Origin of the sequence: Parafrigoribacterium soli, assembly GCF_040227235.1 — a bacterium.
Lineage (GTDB): Bacteria > Actinomycetota > Actinomycetes > Actinomycetales > Microbacteriaceae > Parafrigoribacterium_A > Parafrigoribacterium_A soli.
On record NZ_JBELNZ010000003.1, the window covers coordinates 304580 to 321467 of the forward strand.

Annotated in this window: 17 protein-coding genes; 8 read left to right on the forward strand and 9 right to left on the reverse strand. The window is 64.9% G+C overall.

All coding sequences use genetic code 11. The features are described 5' to 3' along the window. Positions 1-12: 12 nt before the first annotated feature. The 8 genes from ABUA37_RS09735 to ABUA37_RS09770 form a co-directional block, all read right to left on the reverse strand. A complete protein-coding gene (locus ABUA37_RS09735; RefSeq protein ID WP_349898962.1) occupies positions 13-789 on the reverse strand; it encodes an SDR family oxidoreductase in 777 nt (258 codons plus the stop codon). A 2-nt stretch (positions 790-791) separates the two neighbouring features. Further along, complete coding sequence (locus tag ABUA37_RS09740; RefSeq protein ID WP_349898963.1) at positions 792-2288, reverse strand: NAD-dependent succinate-semialdehyde dehydrogenase; 1497 nt, start codon at positions 2286-2288, stop codon at positions 792-794. Further along, positions 2285-3223, reverse strand: coding sequence for an NAD(P)-dependent oxidoreductase (locus tag ABUA37_RS09745; RefSeq protein ID WP_349898965.1), 939 nt, complete (start codon positions 3221-3223; stop codon positions 2285-2287). The genes ABUA37_RS09740 and ABUA37_RS09745 overlap by 4 nt, the downstream gene beginning before the upstream one ends. Positions 3224-3287: 64 nt before the next feature. Then, entirely contained in the window at positions 3288-3797 is a 510-nt protein-coding gene (gene fae / locus ABUA37_RS09750) for a formaldehyde-activating enzyme (protein WP_349898966.1), read from the reverse strand. Then, positions 3797-4738: a glycine betaine ABC transporter substrate-binding protein gene (locus tag ABUA37_RS09755; protein ID WP_349898967.1), complete on the reverse strand. Its 942-nt coding sequence runs from the start codon at positions 4736-4738 to the stop codon at positions 3797-3799. The genes fae and ABUA37_RS09755 overlap by 1 nt, the downstream gene beginning before the upstream one ends. Positions 4739-4844: 106 nt before the next feature. After that, positions 4845-5567, reverse strand: coding sequence for an ABC transporter permease (locus ABUA37_RS09760; protein ID WP_349898968.1), 723 nt, complete (start codon positions 5565-5567; stop codon positions 4845-4847). Between the two features lie 50 nt (positions 5568-5617). Further along, positions 5618-6649 carry an ABC transporter ATP-binding protein gene (locus ABUA37_RS09765; protein WP_349898969.1) on the reverse strand — a complete coding sequence of 344 codons (1032 nt, stop codon included), beginning with the start codon at positions 6647-6649 and terminating at the stop codon, positions 5618-5620. Next, complete coding sequence (locus ABUA37_RS09770) at positions 6642-7316, reverse strand: ABC transporter permease (protein WP_349898970.1); 675 nt, start codon at positions 7314-7316, stop codon at positions 6642-6644. The genes ABUA37_RS09765 and ABUA37_RS09770 overlap by 8 nt, the downstream gene beginning before the upstream one ends. Positions 7317-7422: 106 nt before the next feature. On the opposite strand from ABUA37_RS09770, the gene ABUA37_RS09775 reads away from it, so the two are divergent. The 4 genes from ABUA37_RS09775 to ABUA37_RS09790 all read left to right on the forward strand — a co-directional run bounded on the left by ABUA37_RS09775 (position 7423) and on the right by ABUA37_RS09790 (position 10871). Continuing rightward, positions 7423-8289, forward strand: a complete 867-nt coding sequence (locus ABUA37_RS09775) for an IclR family transcriptional regulator (RefSeq protein ID WP_349898971.1) — start codon at positions 7423-7425, stop codon at positions 8287-8289. Positions 8290-8347: 58 nt separating this feature from the next. Next, the gene (locus ABUA37_RS09780) at positions 8348-8764 is read left to right on the forward strand and encodes a MarR family winged helix-turn-helix transcriptional regulator (protein ID WP_349898973.1); all 417 of its coding nucleotides are present in this window, start codon (positions 8348-8350) and stop codon (positions 8762-8764) included. Between the two features lie 5 nt (positions 8765-8769). Continuing rightward, the gene (locus ABUA37_RS09785) at positions 8770-10074 is read left to right on the forward strand and encodes an MFS transporter (protein ID WP_349898974.1); all 1305 of its coding nucleotides are present in this window, start codon (positions 8770-8772) and stop codon (positions 10072-10074) included. Positions 10075-10151: 77 nt separating this feature from the next. Beyond that, on the forward strand, positions 10152-10871 hold the full coding sequence (locus ABUA37_RS09790; protein ID WP_349898975.1) for a FadR/GntR family transcriptional regulator: 720 nt from the start codon (positions 10152-10154) through the stop codon (positions 10869-10871). A 9-nt stretch (positions 10872-10880) separates the two neighbouring features. Here ABUA37_RS09790 and ABUA37_RS09795 read toward each other — a convergent pair whose 3' ends face one another. After that, on the reverse strand, positions 10881-11888 hold the full coding sequence (locus ABUA37_RS09795; protein ID WP_349898977.1) for a LacI family DNA-binding transcriptional regulator: 1008 nt from the start codon (positions 11886-11888) through the stop codon (positions 10881-10883). Between the two features lie 185 nt (positions 11889-12073). Between ABUA37_RS09795 and ABUA37_RS09800 the strand changes: the two genes are divergently transcribed. From ABUA37_RS09800 to rhaS, 4 genes are all read left to right on the forward strand, one after another. After that, positions 12074-13627 (forward strand): sugar ABC transporter ATP-binding protein, encoded by a 1554-nt coding sequence (locus ABUA37_RS09800; protein ID WP_349898979.1) that lies wholly within the window; start codon positions 12074-12076, stop codon positions 13625-13627. Next, on the forward strand, positions 13624-14655 hold the full coding sequence (locus ABUA37_RS09805) for an ABC transporter permease (RefSeq protein ID WP_349898981.1): 1032 nt from the start codon (positions 13624-13626) through the stop codon (positions 14653-14655). The genes ABUA37_RS09800 and ABUA37_RS09805 overlap by 4 nt, the downstream gene beginning before the upstream one ends. After that, positions 14648-15694: an ABC transporter permease gene (locus tag ABUA37_RS09810; protein WP_349898983.1), complete on the forward strand. Its 1047-nt coding sequence runs from the start codon at positions 14648-14650 to the stop codon at positions 15692-15694. Before ABUA37_RS09805 ends, ABUA37_RS09810 begins: the two co-directional genes overlap by 8 nt. A gap of 84 nt (positions 15695-15778) precedes the next feature. Beyond that, positions 15779-16822 carry a rhamnose ABC transporter substrate-binding protein gene (gene rhaS / locus ABUA37_RS09815; RefSeq protein ID WP_349898985.1) on the forward strand — a complete coding sequence of 348 codons (1044 nt, stop codon included), beginning with the start codon at positions 15779-15781 and terminating at the stop codon, positions 16820-16822. Positions 16823-16888 lie beyond the last annotated feature (66 nt).

A 16888-nucleotide genomic window follows, 5' to 3' on the forward strand; every position in this document is an offset into this window, starting at 1 on the left:
TGCTGCTGCGACTCAGCGCGTGAGGTAGCCGCCATCGACCACGAGCGTGTGGCCATTGACATAGTCGGAGGCGCGGCTGGCGAGGAAGACGATGGCGCCCATCAGGTCGGCCGGGTCGCCCCACCGTGCCGCGGGAACGTGCTCCAGAATGCGCTGGCTGGCCGCCGCATCCTCTCTGGTCTGCTCGGTGATCGCTGTCGCGAAATAACCCGGCGCGATCGCGTTGACCTGGATTCCCTTCTCGCCGAGTTCATCCGCGTATGCCTTGGTGAGCCCCACGATGCCGGCCTTGGTCGCGGCGTAGGCCGGGGACATGCGCCCACCGAGGAACGAGAACAGCGAAGCGATGTTGATGATCTTGCCTGAGCCCTGATCGATCATCACCCTGGCGGCCTCGTGCGCGAACTCGAACGCGGCCGTGAGATTCACGGCCACCATCGGATCCCACTTGTCCCGGTCGAACGCGACGACGTCATCGAGCAGGCAGATGCCCGCCGAGTTGATCAGGATGTCGACTCCTCCGAGAAGTTCGGTGCAGCGCGCAATCGCCCGAGCCGGAACGCCGGTTTCGGTGATGTCGGCCGCGAGAAACTCGTATCTGCGCCCCTGCGCCTCGACGAGGCCCCTGGTCGTGCCGTCGTCATCCGCGAGGCTCGGCACGAAGACGTCGGCACCAGCGGAGGCAAGGGCGAGCGTGAACGCCCGCCCCAGTCCCGAGTTGCCGCCCGTGACGATCGCGCGCTTGCCCGCGAGCGAGAAGAAGTCGGTGCCGAATTCGGTGATGTCCATGCTCACTCCTGGCCGATTGAGGCGAACGGATCGGCGATGCCGACGTAGCGGGTTTCGAGGTATTCATCGATGCCCTCGAGTCCTCCCTCGCGGCCAAGTCCTGACTGCTTGACTCCGCCGAATGGCGCCGCCGGATTCGAGACGACCCCGGCGTTGATCCCGAGCATCCCCGTGTCGAGTTCTTCAGCGAGGCGGAGCGCACGGTTGAGGTCTTGCGTGTACGCGAAGCACACTAGCCCGAAGGGTGAGGCGTTGGCGAGCCTCACTGCCTCGGCCTCGGTGCTGAAGGTGGTGATCGGCGCAACCGGGCCGAAGATCTCCTCATCGAGGATTCGCGCGTTCGCGGGCACGCCGGTCAACACGGTCGGTTCGTAGAAGTACCCGGGGCCGGGTATGGAGTTTCCGCCCAGCGCGACGCGGGCGCCATCCTCCACCGCTCCCTCAACGAGCGAGGACACCTTGTCTCTGGTGGACTCGTCGACGAGGGGTCCGATGGTCGAATCCGCTCGTGTTCCGCGCGCCGCGGTGAACGCGCGCATCCGTTCGACAAACGCCGCCGTGAACTCTTCGGCGACCGACTCGTGCACGAGGAACCGGTTGGCAGCCACGCAGGCCTCGCCGCCGTTGCGCATCTTCGCGAGGATTCCGCCGGAGACCGCCGCGGGAATGTCGGCGTCTTCGAAGACGATGAACGGAGCGTTGCCACCGAGCTCCATCGAGACGCGCAGCACCTGCTCCGCGGAATCCGCGATCAGCCTGCGCCCGACCTCGGTCGAGCCGGTGAACGACAGCTTGCGCAATCTGTGATCCCGGATGAGGGGACCCGTGACGGCTCCGGCTCTCGTGGTCGGAATGACGTTCAGCACACCCGCGGGCAGTCCGGCCTCCTCCAGCGTCTGTGTGAGAAGCAGCGCGGTGAGCGGTGTGAGAGCGGCCGGCTTCAGCACCATGGTGCACCCAGCCGCGACGGCGGGCGCGATCTTGCGAGTGGCCATCGCCAGCGGAAAGTTCCAAGGCGTGATGAAGAGGCACGGCCCGACGGGACGCTTGACGACCAAGAGCCGGTTCGCTCCATCCGGGGCGGTCGAGTACCGGCCAGAGATACGCGGCGCCTCCTCGGAGAACCAGCGCAGGAAGTCGGCCCCGTAGGCGACTTCGCCACGCGATTCGGCGAGCGGCTTGCCCATCTCGAGCGTCATGGCCAGCGCGAAGTCCTCGGCACGTTCGGTGACAAGATCGAAGCCACGGCGCAGGATGTCTGCGCGCATCCGGGGTGGCGTCTTCGCCCATTCGTACTGGGCGGCATGCGCTGCGGCGAGCGCGGCGTCGCCGTCCTCCGGGGTTGCATCCGCCACCTCGGCGAGTGTCGCGCCGGTCGACGGGTCGGTGACGGCAAACGTCGCGCCCGAGGAGGAGTCACGCCAACGACCACCTATATACAGACAGGTGTTGATTCGCGCCAGCAGCTCGGTTTCGGCCTGCGGTGTCGGTTCGCTCATCGTGTCGTGACCTCCTCGGCGGTGCCGAGCCGCATGGGGCCGCCCACCATCTGCTCGTACAGTGCGAATGGAGCCATCTCGCCCGCGCGGTCGCCCTGCGAGTTACGGGCCCTGCGATACACCTGCTCGACGATCGCCGAGAGTTCGACGGAGATGCCGACAGAGCGTGCGAGGTCGATCGAGAGGCCGAGGTCTTTGCACGCGAGTGCCAGCGCGAATCCCTCGTCGTAGTCGCCGTGCTCGAGGATGGAGAGCACGTCGTGCTCGACGAAGTTGCTGTTCGCCGGACTCGCCACGAGCGCGTCACGCAGTACACCGAGGTCGACTCCCGCCGACACCCCAACGGCCAACACCTCGGCCGTCGCGACCAGGTGCGAGAACCAGAGCTGGTTGATCATCAGCTTGACGGCATACCCGGTGCCGTGAGCTCCGACGTGCAGGATGCGCTCCGGGTCTCCCATCGCCTCGAACACGGGTCGCAGGCGAGCGACATCCGCTGCCTCGCCGCCGACGAAGATCTGCAGCATGCCCTTCGCCGCACCGACGGACATTCCGCTCACCGGTGCATCGAGAATGTGCAGGCCGCGTGACTCGGTCGACGCGCGCACGGCGTTCGCTACCTCGGGAACCGACGTCGACATGTCGATCCAGGTTCCGCCATCCGCAATGCCCTCAAGGATGCCACCCGGACCAGACACGGCATCGGCAACATGGCGGGGTGTCGGCAGCATCGTGATGACGAGATCACTCGCCGACGCAACCTCGGCTGCGGTGGCGGCCCAGCTCGCGCCGCCGGCCACGAGCTCGCTTGCCGCCGACGGTCGCAGGTCATTGACCACGAGGGGATATCCCGCCTGTTGCAGGTTGCGGGTCATTCCCGTGCCCATGCTTCCCAGCCCGACGAATCCGACTGTTGGAAGCGGCTGTGTTGTCATGTTCATTCTTTCGTGGTGCTTTCTGTCGCGGATGGCGACGTATTTCCCGAGCGGTATAGACGGGCTACGCGGTATAGAAGGGGTTGGATGGCGCGTGGCGCGCTTCGAGGATGCGATCGAGCGCGGGCTCGCCGGTCATTCCGTTGCGCAGTGCCGTCGCCGTGGCGAGACGATTGTTCCGATAGACCTCGTCTGCGTCATTGGCGCCGCCATTCACCCAGACCGCGGCAATGAGCGCGTGAGAGTCGGTGTACGACTCCGGGATGACGCCGTCGGCCACCGCATCCGCAACGCCCGCTGCGACTCCCGCTTGCGCGGGGCCCCAGATCATGACGCCGTGCGCATCGTCCACCGGTGCGGACTTCGTGACGAACAGGGTCATGGGCTTCACGGGAAGGGAGGGCTTCAGCACCGCGACGAAAGGCACGTGGCCGGCGCTCGGCGTGGCGAGCGCTGTGGCCCAGGCCGCTCCGGCAGGTCCGTTCCGCTCGCCCAACACGATGTTGATGTGGGCGGCGTTGACTCCGTCGCCCACGAAGCTCTCTCCGATGTGCAGTGCGGTGGCCGAGGACATCAGATGAGGCCCTTGCTCTTGAGGAAGTCTTCCGCGACCTTGGAGGGGTCGCGGCCGTCGACGTCGACCTCCGCGTTGAGCTTCTGCATCTGCTCGGTCGTGAGCAACGGCGAGAGCTTGCCCAGGATGTCCGTGATGGCCGGGTACTTCTTCAGGATTGCTGCCTGCATGGAGAACGCACCCTGGTACACCGGGAAGAACTTCTTGTCATCCTTCATCACGGTGAGGTTGAGCGCCTTGATGCGGCCGTCGGTTGCGAAGACCTCACCGAAGTTGCAGTCGGCGCCCTTCTGAGTTGCGGTGTAGATCAGACCGGTGTCGAGCAACTTCACGTTGGAGTCCGGCACATCGATGCCGTAGGCCTTCTTGAGTCCCGGCCAGCCGTCATCGCGAGTCGAGAATTCGCTCTCGATGCAGAAGGTCTGGTCCTTCTTCGGCAGCTTGGCAACCTCGCTCATGCTGGTGACGCCGAGCTTCTTGCCCTCGGAAGAGCGCACTGCGAACGCGTAGGTGTTGTTGAGCGGCGCAGGGTCGAGCCAGGCGATGTCCTTCGCAACATCCGCCTTCTTGACGGCGGCGAACTGCTCCTGCGGATCGGTGATCGGCGCGGTGTTGCCCTGGTAGGTGATCCACGCAGTGCCCGTGTACTCCCAGTAGCCCACGAACTGCTTGTTCTCCAGCGCCTGGCGCACGTTCTGCGAGCCGACGAGCTTGGTGTTCGCCTTCAACGAAGCACCGTGTGCGTTCAGCAGGTCGGTCGTGAGGTAGGCGAGGATGTACTGCTCCGAGAAGTCCTTCGAGCCGATGTCACCCGAGAGCCCCTTGAGCTCTGCGTTCTTCCCGCCTGAGCCTGTAGCCGCCGGAGTGCTCGCGCATCCCGTGAACACCAGCGCGGCTGCCGCAGCAATCGCGATGACAGAAAATTGCCTCTTCTTGATCATGGATCTTCCTCTTTCGTTGTGATTGCGGAGCACGAAGTTGGGCTGCCGCGATACGGGTGATGCAGGGTTGGTACTGCTGTGGTGAAGTGGGGTGAGTTCGCACCGATCAGAGCCCTCGAGGGCGAACAATCTCTTCGACGATTCCCGCCAGCCAGTCGATCAGCACGGCGATGGCCGCGACCAGTACGGCACCGACGAGCAAAACCGGGAACCGCTGAAGCTTCAGTCCGTTGACGATCATGTCGCCGAGACCGCCCGCGTTGATGAAGGTCGCCACCGTTGCCACACCGACACAGAACACGAGCGCGGTACGGAATCCCGCCAGGATCGTCGGGGATGCGAGCGGAAGTTCGATGCGGCGCAACACCTGACCCGTGGTCATTCCCATGCCGCGCGCGGACTCGCGCACGTCCGAGTCCACCTGCTCGAGACCGGTCATCGTGTTTCGGAGCACCGGCAGGAAGGAGTAAGCGACAAGGGCCACGATGGCCGTGCCAAACCCGGTCTGCCAGGCGATAGCGAGCAGGATGACGACACCGATCGCCGGCGTGGCCTGACCTATGTTGCCGATCGCCAGAACAACGGCCCTGAAGGTGCGCGAACTGGCCCGATGCACCAGGATGCCGGCTGGAATGGCCAGGACGGCCACGAGCGCGGAGGCGACGACGCTCAAGACCAGGTGCTCGCGGATGCGAGCGGTGATGTATTCGGGATTGAGTGTGCGCATCTCAATGGAGTCGAGCTTGAGCGAGCCGACCCAGAGCCAGGTGCCCAGGAGTACGACCGTGACAAGCACGGGTGCGGCGGCCCAGCGGATGGCTGTTGCCACGCGCTCCTTGCTGCGAGAGGAACGGGCCTGCTCCAGATTGATTGCCGCCGTCATTTCGGATCACCAGGGGCAACGGCTCGTACGCCGAGCGCATCAGAGATGGCGGCGTGATCGAGAGAACCCATCACCCGGCCGTCCACATCCGTGACGTTGATGGCTGACCCGCCGGTCAGTACGAGGAGATCCAGCGCGTCGCGCACGGACGCATCCGCGGGAACAGCAGCCGTCGCACCGACGACCTCGGGACGCAAGCGAAGCTGAGTTACAGGGATCAGCGTCAACCGCTTGATCGCGGCGCCCTGCCCGATAAATGAGGCGACGTAGTCGTTCGCCGGCGCAGCGAGGATGTTGGCGGGTGTGTCGAACTGCTCGATCTGGCTTCGCTCGCTCATCACCGCAATGCGATCGCCGAGGCGGATGGCCTCGTCGAAATCGTGGGTGACGAAAATGATCGTCTTCCCGAGCTCGGCCTGCAGCCTGAGAAATTCTGCCTGCAGCTTCTCCCGGGTGATCGGGTCAGTGGCGCCGAACGGCTCGTCCATGAGCATGACGGGCGGGTTCGCCGCGAGCGCCCTGGCCACGCCGGCTCGCTGCTGCTGACCTCCCGAGAGCTGTCGCGGGAATCGCGACCCAAACGTGTCGGGATCTAGCTGGACCGTGCGAAGCAGTTCGTCGACGCGCTCCTGCACGCGGGACTTGGGCCAACCCAGCAGCGTCGGCACGGTGCCCACGTTCTCCCGAATCGTGCGATGCGGGAACAGTCCAACCTGCTGGATGACGTATCCGATGTGCCTCCGCAGCTGGTTCGGGTCGAGCGAGAGTACGTCTTTGCCGTCGATCCGAATGCTGCCTGAGCTCGGTTCGATGATCCGGTTGATCATCTTCATCGTCGTGGTCTTGCCGCACCCGCTCGGTCCGACGAAGACGACGAGCTCCCCCGGCTGGATGCTCATGGAGAAGTTCTCGACCGCGGGCGCCGGCTGCCCCGGATAGATCTTGGTCACAGCATCGAGTTCGATGCTCACCCCAGCAGACTGCTGCGAAATAGCCGTCAGAAAGCCGGTGTCAGTTATTTCATGCACGAAGACCCCTTGAGGTTGTGTAGCGGCTGATGAGGATGAACGCCCCGTCGACGAGCAGCGCGAGCACGATGATCACTGCTGTACCGGTGAGCGCATAGTTGATCGCGTTCCTCGAACCGATCGACGAGAGCCCGGTGAAGATGTACTGGCCCAGCCCCGGACCCGCCACGTAGGCGGCGATCGCAGCGATGCCGATGGTGAGCTGCGCTGCAACGCGAACCCCGGTCACGATGAGCGGCCAGGCGATGGGCAGCTGGGTGGTGAGCATGACCCTCGTGCGACTCATTCCCATACCGCGCGCCGACTCGAGCACGTCGGCTGGCACCTCTCGAAGCCCGACGACCGTGTTGCGGATGATCGGGAGCAGGGAATAGAAGACGAGCGCCACGACGGTCGGGCCCCACCCGAGCCCGAGAAGCGGCGACAGCAGGGCGAGAAGGGCGAGGGAGGGGATCGTGATGGCGATTCCCGCCGCAGAGAGGGCCATGGCCCGTGAAATCGGTTTGTTCCAGACGAGAACACCGATGACAACACCGATCACGAGCGCGATCGCGAGCGAGATCGCCACGACGGCAATGTGCTGCAGTGCCAGGTCGAGGATGTCGGACCATCGGTCGTTCAGAAACAAGATCAGGTTGTCGAAACTAAAGCCTGTGTCCATGACCATCCCTTCTCTCCATCGAGTGGACTTTGCTGCACCCACCATAGGGCCATGTGATGCCACTCTGACAATGGGTGTTGGCCATATGGCAACGACGGGTTACGGTATGGAGATGGCACAGTCAGCGGAACCGCGAAGAAATAGCTCGGGACTTGCCCGCGACATCGAAATCCTCGAGCTGCTCGGCGGTCCCGAGGCGATGAAGAATCGCGGTCTCGGGGTGGTGCGCGTGTCCCAGCTCACCGGCAGGGACAAGGCCGTGGTCTCTCGGTCGCTGGCCACGCTGGCCGATGCGGGTCTCGTCGACCGGGACGAGTCGACGCTCAGCTACAGCCTCGGTTCCCGCCTCTACTCATTGGCCGCCCGAACAAGCGACAGCCGTCTCGTCTCCGAATCGCGGCCCCTCTTACGCAGGATCGCGCTGTCCACCCGGGAGACCACCCACCTGTGCGTGCTTCGCGGCGGTAACGTGCTGACGATTCTGAGCGAGCTGAGTCCGCACGAGTTTCGCACCACTGGTTGGGAAGGCGTGACCACGGCGGCGTGGCGCACGCCGTCGGGTCGCGTGCTCCTGAGCGACTGGGACAGACCATCCCTGGCTCGGTGGTACGAGGAGCACGGCCGGGATCGCCCCATCGTCGGTGCGACGGATCCCGAAATGGCCAGCATCGGGCTCTCGGTGTTGAGCACGCCGCCGGAAGACAAAGCCGTCGTGCGGGACTTTGAAAGCCTCCTCGAGGAGCTGGGACGAATTCGCACACGCGGATTCGCGACGCTCGATGAGGAACTCGAGGCCGGCGTCGTCGGGGCATCCGCCCCGGTTCGCGATCTGAACGGACACATCGTGGCGGCCATCAACGTGAGCGCCCCGAAGATGCGGATAGGCAATCGGCTGGACACGCTCGGCCACTTCGTCGCATCCGCCGCCCAGGAGTTGTCGAAGCAACTGGGAGACACCTCGGCGGCGGAGCGAGCCTGACGTCTCGTCGAACCACGGTCGATCCGTTAGCCTTGCTAATTTGCTAAGCTAACTATTCGTGAATCGCGATAACTCTCCCGAACTGCGGCTGGTCATCCAGCGGCTGGCCCGACGCATCCGGGCCATGCAAGCCGACGATCAGGTGACCGAGGGCCAGCGTTCCGTACTGTTCCAACTCGCCAACCACGGCCCACAGACGCTCGGATCGCTGAGCGAACGCGAGCGGGTGACGCCACCGAGCATGAACCGCACGACGAGTGCTCTCGTCAGTGCCGGACTCGTGACCCGCGCCACCGCCGAGGACGACGCCCGCAAGATCACGCTCGATCTGTCGGATGCGGGCCGCGGCTTCGTCAAGGAGACCCGTCGCCGCCGTGACGCCTGGTTCACCAAGCGTCTGAACGCGCTCACCGCGGAGCAGCGCCGCATTCTCGAGCAGGCTGCACCGATTCTGCAGGAGCTCGCCGACCAGTGAGTTCCATGTTCCGTTCGCTCGCCGGCTACAACTATCGCGTCTGGTCGGCGGGGGCGATCGTCTCAAACATCGGCACCTGGATGCAGCGCACCGCCCAGGACTGGCTCGTGCTCACCCAGCTCACCCACGACGACGCGTTTGCCGTCGGCATCGTGATGGCGTTGCAGTTCGGCCCCCAGCTGCTCCTGCTGCCGATCACGGGACTCGCAGCCGATCGCTTCAGCCAGCGCAAGATCCTCATGGTCACCCAGGCGACCATGGGCGTTCTCGGGCTGCTGCTCGGTGTGCTCACGGTGACGAACCTCGTGCAGCTGTGGCACGTCTACGTGTTCGCGCTGCTGCTCGGATGCGCGGCGGCCTTCGACTCGCCCGCCCGTCAGACCTTCGTCTCGGAGCTCGTGGGGCGCCGCAATCTTTCCAACGCGGTCGCCCTCAACTCCGCCTCCTTCAGTGTCGCCAGGATGATCGGGCCCGCCGTGGCCGGCCTGCTCATGGCCGTCATCGGCACCGGATGGGTGTTCCTGATCAACGCCGTCACATTCGGCGCCGTCCTCGCCTCGCTCATGATGCTGAGGACGGGCGAGCTGCGCACCATGCCGCGCGCAGTGCGACGCCGTGGCAATCTCGCCGAGGGGTTCCGCTACGTCTGGAAGCGGCCGGACATCCTCGTGATCCTCGTGATGATCTCCCTCATCGGCACCTTCGGCCTCAACTTCCCGATCTTCATCTCCACGATGGCGAAGGTCGAGTTCCATGCCGGTGCGGCGGAATTCGGCGTTCTCTCCTCGATCATGGCGATCGGCTCGGTCACCGGCGCGCTGCTCTCGGCAAACCGCGAGACCCCGCGCATGCGCTACCTCTTCGTCGCGGTCGCCGCCTTCGGTGCGTTCTGCGCAGCCGCGGCCGTGATGCCGAGCTTCTGGCTCTTCGCCCTCGCGCTCATTCCCGTCGGCGTTGCCGCGCAGACCTTCATGACGACCGCCAACGGTGCCGTGCAACTGGGCACAGACGCGGCAGTGCGAGGGCGCGTGATGGCGATCTACATGGCGATCTTCATGGGCGGCACCCCGATCGGCGCTCCGATCGTGGGCTGGGTGGCCAACCAGTTCGGGCCGCGCTGGGGGCTGGGAGTTGCTGCGGCATCCGGTGTGGCGGCGGTTCTCGTGGGGCTGTACTGGCTCGTGAAGTACCGCGGCCTTCGCGTGCACTACGCCGCGCACCGATTCAGCCTCAGCCACGCCGCGTCTCGGGATGCCGAGGCGGCCCGGCAGGCGCTGGCCGCAGCGCAGGCGGCCACCGACAAGAGCTGACGCTTAAAGGGGGCTTGCAGCGGGTTACACGGCGGGTTGTAGGCTTTGCTCGAACTGACGATCCGGGGGGAAACGGCATGAAGCGTAAGGATCCGCGCGCGTGGGGTGTGGTGCTCGAATCGATCGAGCAGGACATGCTGTCTGGCCGGCTTCACCCGGGCGATCGCCTCCCTCCCGAGCACGCTCTCGCGTCGACCCTCGGGGTGCGCCGCGGCTCGGTGCGCGAGGCGCTGCGCGTGCTCGAGGTGCTGGGGCTCGTGCGCAACGACGGTGGCGACGACAGCGGGGCCGTGATCGTCGCATCGCCCTCGGGCGGCATGGGCTCGCTCATGCGGCTGCAGGTCGCGGCGCGAGGCATCCAGGTGGCGGATGTGGTGAACACCCGGCTGCTGCTCGAGACCTCAGTGGTGAAGGAGCTCGCCGCGCACACCGACACCGTCGACCTGACCGCGATCACCCAGCTTCTCGATGCGATGGAGGCGCCGGAACTCACTCAGGGCGAATTCCTCGCGCTGGACGCTCAGTTCCACCTCTCGCTCGCAGAGGCCGCAGACAACCAGGTCGTCACCGCCGTGATGGCCGGGCTTCGCCAATCGATCGCGAACTACGCGCTCCAGGGCGCGCTCGGGATGGTGGGCTGGGCCACGCTCGTGGAGCGGTTGCGATCGGAACACCGGGGCATCGCGATGGCCATCATCGAGGGCAACGGTCCGCTTGCGGCAGAACGTGCCCACAACCACATCTCGAACTACTACTCCGACGCCCATCTCGTGCCGAGCACGCCGTATCGCGACTGAGTTCGACGCTCAGCCACCGACCGTCGATGCTCGAACCACGAGCTCGGGCTGGAACACGACCTGTTGGGGTGCGAGCGACGGGTCTTCGGCCTCGCGGATGAGGATCTCCACCGCCGTCTTGCCAATGAGCGCGCTCGGCTGTCGGATCGAGGAGAGTGGCACAACCGACGCGCTTGCGAAGTCGATGTCGTCGTACCCGATGAGGGCGATGTCGTGCGGAACGTGCACGGCGCCCTGCATATTGAGCGCCTGCAGCACTCCCATGGCGATGAGGTCGTTCGCCGCGAACACGGCGTCGGGGCGATCGGCGGCCTCACGATCGAGGATGGCCCTGCCGGCAGCGCGGCCCTCGATCACGCTGAGCGCGGCGGTCTCGATCACCTCGAGCGTGACATCCGGATGCTTCTCGCTCGCCCTGCGCGCGCCCTCGAGCCGGTCGACCACCTGGCGGATCTGCATCGGACCGCCGACGAAGGCAATGGATCGACGACCCTGCGCGATGAGGTGCTCGACGGCGAGAGTTCCCCCTGCGACGTCGTCCACGGAGACGGAACTGTACGCGGTGCCGCCGCTGGTGCGATCGACTAGCACCGCGGGGATGCCGCGCTCCCGCAACCTGGCCAGCTGCTGTGTGACGTCACCGAACGGGGAGATCAGGACCCCGTGCATCCGCTGCTGCTCGAAAAGGTCAAGGTAGGCGCTTTCGCGATCGGCCTTCTCGTCGCTGTTGCCGAGGATGACCGAAAGGCCCGCGAGCGCCGCAGCATCTTCTGCTCCCCTGGCGAGATCGGTGAAGAACGGGTTGCGCACGTCGAGCACGATGAGGCCGATCGACTTGCTCTGGCCGGCGCGCAATTGCCGTGCCGCGTCGTTGCGCACGAAGCCGAGCTCGGCGATCGCCTCACGAACGCGCACTACGGTGGACTCGGTCACCTTCTCGGGTCGGTTGAGAACGTTCGACACCGTGCCGACGGATACGCCAGCCAGGGAAGCGACATCCTTGACACTCACCGACATGTGCTTGCCTCTCCGCTGACGTTTGACCCGCGCGCTTCTTGAATGATGCCAGTAACAGGCACATCGTGTCACAGCCGTGGAACGATTCATAGTCGGGCTTGACGTCGGTGACCGACCGGACATAGAGTTCTGTCCAATCGCAATTAAAACGATTCAATCACCTCAACGAGGAGGATTCCCACAGCATGCCGACGACTCCTAGCGCTATCGGCCCGGCGGCTCTCGAGCTCCGCGACGTCGCCAAGTCCTTCGGCACCGTCGTCGCGCTGTCTTCCGCAGACCTCCGAGTAGACATGAACTCGATCCACGCGCTCGTCGGAGAGAACGGCGCGGGCAAGTCCACCCTCGTCAAGATCATCGCCGGTCTCTACCAGCGCGACCGCGGCGAGTTCCTGCTGCGGGGTGAGCCGGTGGACTTCGCTTCTACCGCGGAGGCTAAGGCGGCCGGCGTCGCCGTGATCTACCAGGAGCCGACGCTCTTTCCCGACCTCTCGGTCACCGAAAACATCTTCATGGGCCGCCAGCCCACGGATCGCTTCGGTCGCATCGACCGCGCCGCCATGCATCTCGAAGCCACACAGATCTTCGAACGCCTCGCGGTGCACGTTGATCTCGACCGCCCCGCCGAGGGACTCTCCATCGCCGACCAACAACTCATCGAGATCGCGAAGGCCATTTCGCTCGACGCCCGAGTGCTCATCATGGACGAACCGACGGCTGCGCTCAGCGGCGTGGAAGTCGAACGCCTCTTCGCTGTCACCCGCAGTCTGCGTGACGAGGGCCGCGGCATCGTCTTCATCTCACACCGCTTCGACGAGGTCTTTGCGCTCAGCGACACCATCACCGTCATGCGTGACGGGCAGTACATCTCCACGGACGCCACTGCTGACGTCACGGAGGAGGAGATCGTACGCCGCATGGTCGGCCGCGACGTCACGGAACTGTTCCCTAAACAGGAGACCGAGATCGGCGAGGTGCTCCTGCGGGTGGACGGACTCACCTCCCCCGGTGTGTTCACGAACGTGAGCTTCACAGTGCGCTCCGGCGAAATCGTCGCCCTGGCCGGTCTCGTCGGCGCCGGTCGCAGCGAGATCGCGCGCGCCGTCTTCGGCGTTGACAACTACACCTCCGGCACGGTCGCCGTGGAAGGCAGGCGAGTCCCGAAGCATCAGCCAGCCAAGGCCATGCTGCTCGGCCTCGGGCTCGTACCGGAAGACCGTCGAAAGCAGGGGCTCATCCTCGAGTCAACGGTCGCGCGCAACACCACACTTCCGCTTCGAGCAGCGCTCAGCCGATTCGGCATCCTCACATCGCGGGCGGAGAATCAGTCGGCGAGGGTCTGGGCATCAAGGCTCCAGCTCAAGGCGAGCGCACTCGACACCCTCGCCGGCACGCTCAGCGGAGGCAACCAGCAGAAAGTCGTGCTCGGCAAGTGGCTGGCCACGGATCCGCGCGTGCTCATCATCGACGAGCCAACCCGCGGCATCGACGTGGGCACCAAGTCTGAGGTGCACAGGCTCATCTCCGAACTGGCAGGCCGCGGGATGGGGATCCTCATGATCTCGTCCGAGTTGCCGGAGGTGCTCGGCATGGCGGATCGCGTGCTCGTCGTACACGAGGGCGTGATCACGGCCGAAATCGCACGGGCGGATGCGACGGCAGAGTCCGTGATGCACGCCGCGACTCACACACCGGCGACGACCGCTGGCTCCGCACCAAACGAGGATTCGAGCCGATGACCACGACCGCCGGTGCGAAGCCGAACACCGCCACGCGTGTCCTGCAGCAGTTCCTGCACGCACGGGAGACCGGCATCCTCGTGGCTCTTGTCGTCGTGGTGGCTGTCACGACTGCCGTAAACCCGAGCTTCCTGTTCAGTTCCGACGGATTCCGCGACCTGCTCCTGACGCCGTCCATCCTCATCCTGCTCGCCGTAGGCCAGGCCGTTGTCATCATCACGCGCAATGTCGATCTCTCCGTCGGCTCCGTCGTGGGGCTCACCGCCTACCTCACGGGCCGACTCTTCATCGACATCCCTGGGATTCCGATCGGTGCCGTGTTCCTCGCCGGACTCGGTCTCGGTGCGCTCCTCGGACTCGTCAACGGTGCACTGGTTGCGTTCGGCAGGGTGCCGGCGCTCGTGATCACGCTCGGTACCCTGTATGCCTATCGCGGCATCAACGTCGTGTGGACGGGCAGCAACCGCATCAACTCCTCCGACATGCCCCGCCCGTTTCTGGCGCTCGGCACGAACTCGCTGTTGTTCATTCCCTACCTGACGATCATCGCGGTTGTGGTGGCCTTGGCTGCGGGCTGGTACCTGCGGAACAAGCGCGGCGGACGAGAAATGTACGCGATCGGTTCAGACCCGGATGCCGCCGAGCTCTATGGCCTCAACGTCAAACGCAGCCTGCTGGTCGCTTTCGTACTCTGCGGTGCCCTCTCGGGGCTGGCTGGCGTGCTCTTCGCCGCCCGCTACGGCACGACGAACTCGCAGACCGGAAGCGGACTGGAGCTTCAAGCGGTTGGTGCTGCGGTCATCGGCGGGGTCGCGATCTTCGGTGGCAGCGGAACCGTCTATGGTGCGGCCATCGGCGCGATCCTCTTGCTCACCATTAACCGCGCCCTACCGATCCTCGGCATTCAGGACTTCTGGCAGCAGGCCGTCGTCGGCGTTCTCATTATCGGCGCGATCGTGCTCGACCGCGTGCTCGCGGTACGACTGTCCAGACGGCTGGTCTCAGAACGGCAGGTTTCTCATGACTAATCCCGCCATCTCACTCAACGTCGAGAACGCACGCCACGGTGTCCTCGCGGACTACCGCAGACCGCTCTGGCAGCGCTGGCTGCTCACGCCGGAGATCGCCATCCTCGCCTCAGTCGTGGTCGTGTGGATCATCGCATCCGCCGTAGTTCCCTACTTCGGCACGACGACAACCCTCGGCTTTCTGTTGCTGGATGCGACGCCCATCCTCATGATCGCCCTGCCGATGACGCTCGTGATCATCACGGGCGAAATCGACCTGTCGGTTGCCAGCACGATCGGGCTGAGCAGTGTCCTGCTCGGTGTGCTCACCAAAGCCGGGATGCCGATAGAGCTCGCGATGCTGAGCTGTCTTGCGGTGGGACTCCTGGCGGGCACGATCAACGGGTTCCTCGTGACCGTCGCCGGGCTACCCTCTCTCGCGGTGACGATCGGTACGCTCGCGCTGTTTCGCGGAATCGCCGTCGGACTGCTGGGGACCACCGCCGTCACGACGTTCCCGCCGTTCTGGCAGAACCTCGCACAGGCTCGATTCGGAACGTCGGGAATTCCGGTCGTCATGGTGCTCGTGGTAGCGCTCATCGTCATCTTTGCGATTCTGCTGCACTTCACCGCCTTCGGCCGCGGACTTTTCGCGCTTGGCCTCAGCAAAGACACCGCGCTCTTCTCCGGCGTGCGAGTGAACCGCAGCAAGTTCATCTCGTTCCTTCTCACCGGAGTAGTCTCGGCCCTCGCCGGCATCTTCTGGACGCTGCGCTACGGCAGCGCCCGCGGTGACAATGCCATGGGGCTCGAGCTCGCCATCATCGCGGCCGTGCTGCTGGGCGGAGTCTCCATCTTCGGTGGCAAGGGTGCTCTGCACGGAGTGATCGGTGGCGTGCTTCTGATCGGCGTGTTGCAGAGCTCGCTGCGCCTGGCCAACGTGAGTTCGGACGCAATCAACATCATCACCGGCGCGCTGCTCATCGCCTCAGTGCTCGCCCCACAGTTTCTTGTCTGGTTTCGGCGATTGCGACCGAGGAGCCATCCGGCAAGAAAATAGACGCTCTCGTGCACAGGAGCGCAACCTGCACAGGATGCCGAATCTGAAACGATTCAGCACCATCAATCGAAAGGAAGAACAGAGATGTTGTTTCACACCAAGCGCAAGACTCTTGCTCGCGCCCTCAGCCTGACGGCAGCCGCCGTCGCCCTCGCGGTCGTGGCCACCGGCTGTTCCAGCGGGGGCACTACAGGCGCCAAGTCGGGCGGCGATCACAACTACAAGATCACCTTCCTGCCTAAGAACCTCGGCAATGCCTACTTCGACACCTCCGACAAGGGTGGCGAGAAGGCGATAAAGGAGTTCAAGGGGACCTACGCAGAGGTCGGTCCCGCAACCGCAACCGCAGACGCTCAGGTCAGCTACATCAACACGCTGACGCAGCAGCAGGTCGGAGCGATCGTCCTCTCGGCCAATGACCCGACCGCGCTCGGCAGCGCACTCACCCAGGCGAAGCAGGCCGGCGTGAAGATCGTCACGTTCGACTCCGATACGGATGCGAAGTACCGCGACATCTTTATCAACCAGGCGACCGCAGAAGGCATCGCCAAGATCCAGGTCGACCTGATCACCAAGGAGATCGGCGATGCCGGCGACATCGCGATTCTGTCGGCCTCGGCGAACGCGACGAACCAGAACGCCTGGATCGACCTGATGAAGAAGGATCTGGCAGCAAATCACCCCAGTGTGAAGCTCGTCGACACCGTCTACGGCAATGACGACGACCAGACCTCCTTCGACAAGACGGCAGCACTGCTCTCCACCCACCCCAACCTCAAGGGCATCGTCTCTCCCACCACGGTCGGCATCGCGGCAGCAGCTCGCTACCTGTCCACGTCTGCCTTCAAGGGCAAGGTCGCGCTCACCGGTCTCGGCACCCCTAACCAGATGCGCGACTACGTGAACGACGGCACTGTGACGGCGTTCGCACTGTGGAACCCGGCCGACCTCGGCTACCTGGCCTCCTACGCGGCCAAGGCGCTGATCGATGGCACGATCACGGGCAAGAAGGGCGACACCTTCAAGGCCGGCTCCCTCGGCAGCTTCACGGTCGGCGACAAGGGCACCGTTCTTCTCGGCGACCCGTACACCTTCACGAAGGACAACATTTCGAAGTTCAACTTCTAGACCCGCTTCACCGCAGTCCAGCACGACCCGGGCCAGCACGCTGCCAAGCAGGCAACGCTGCTGGCC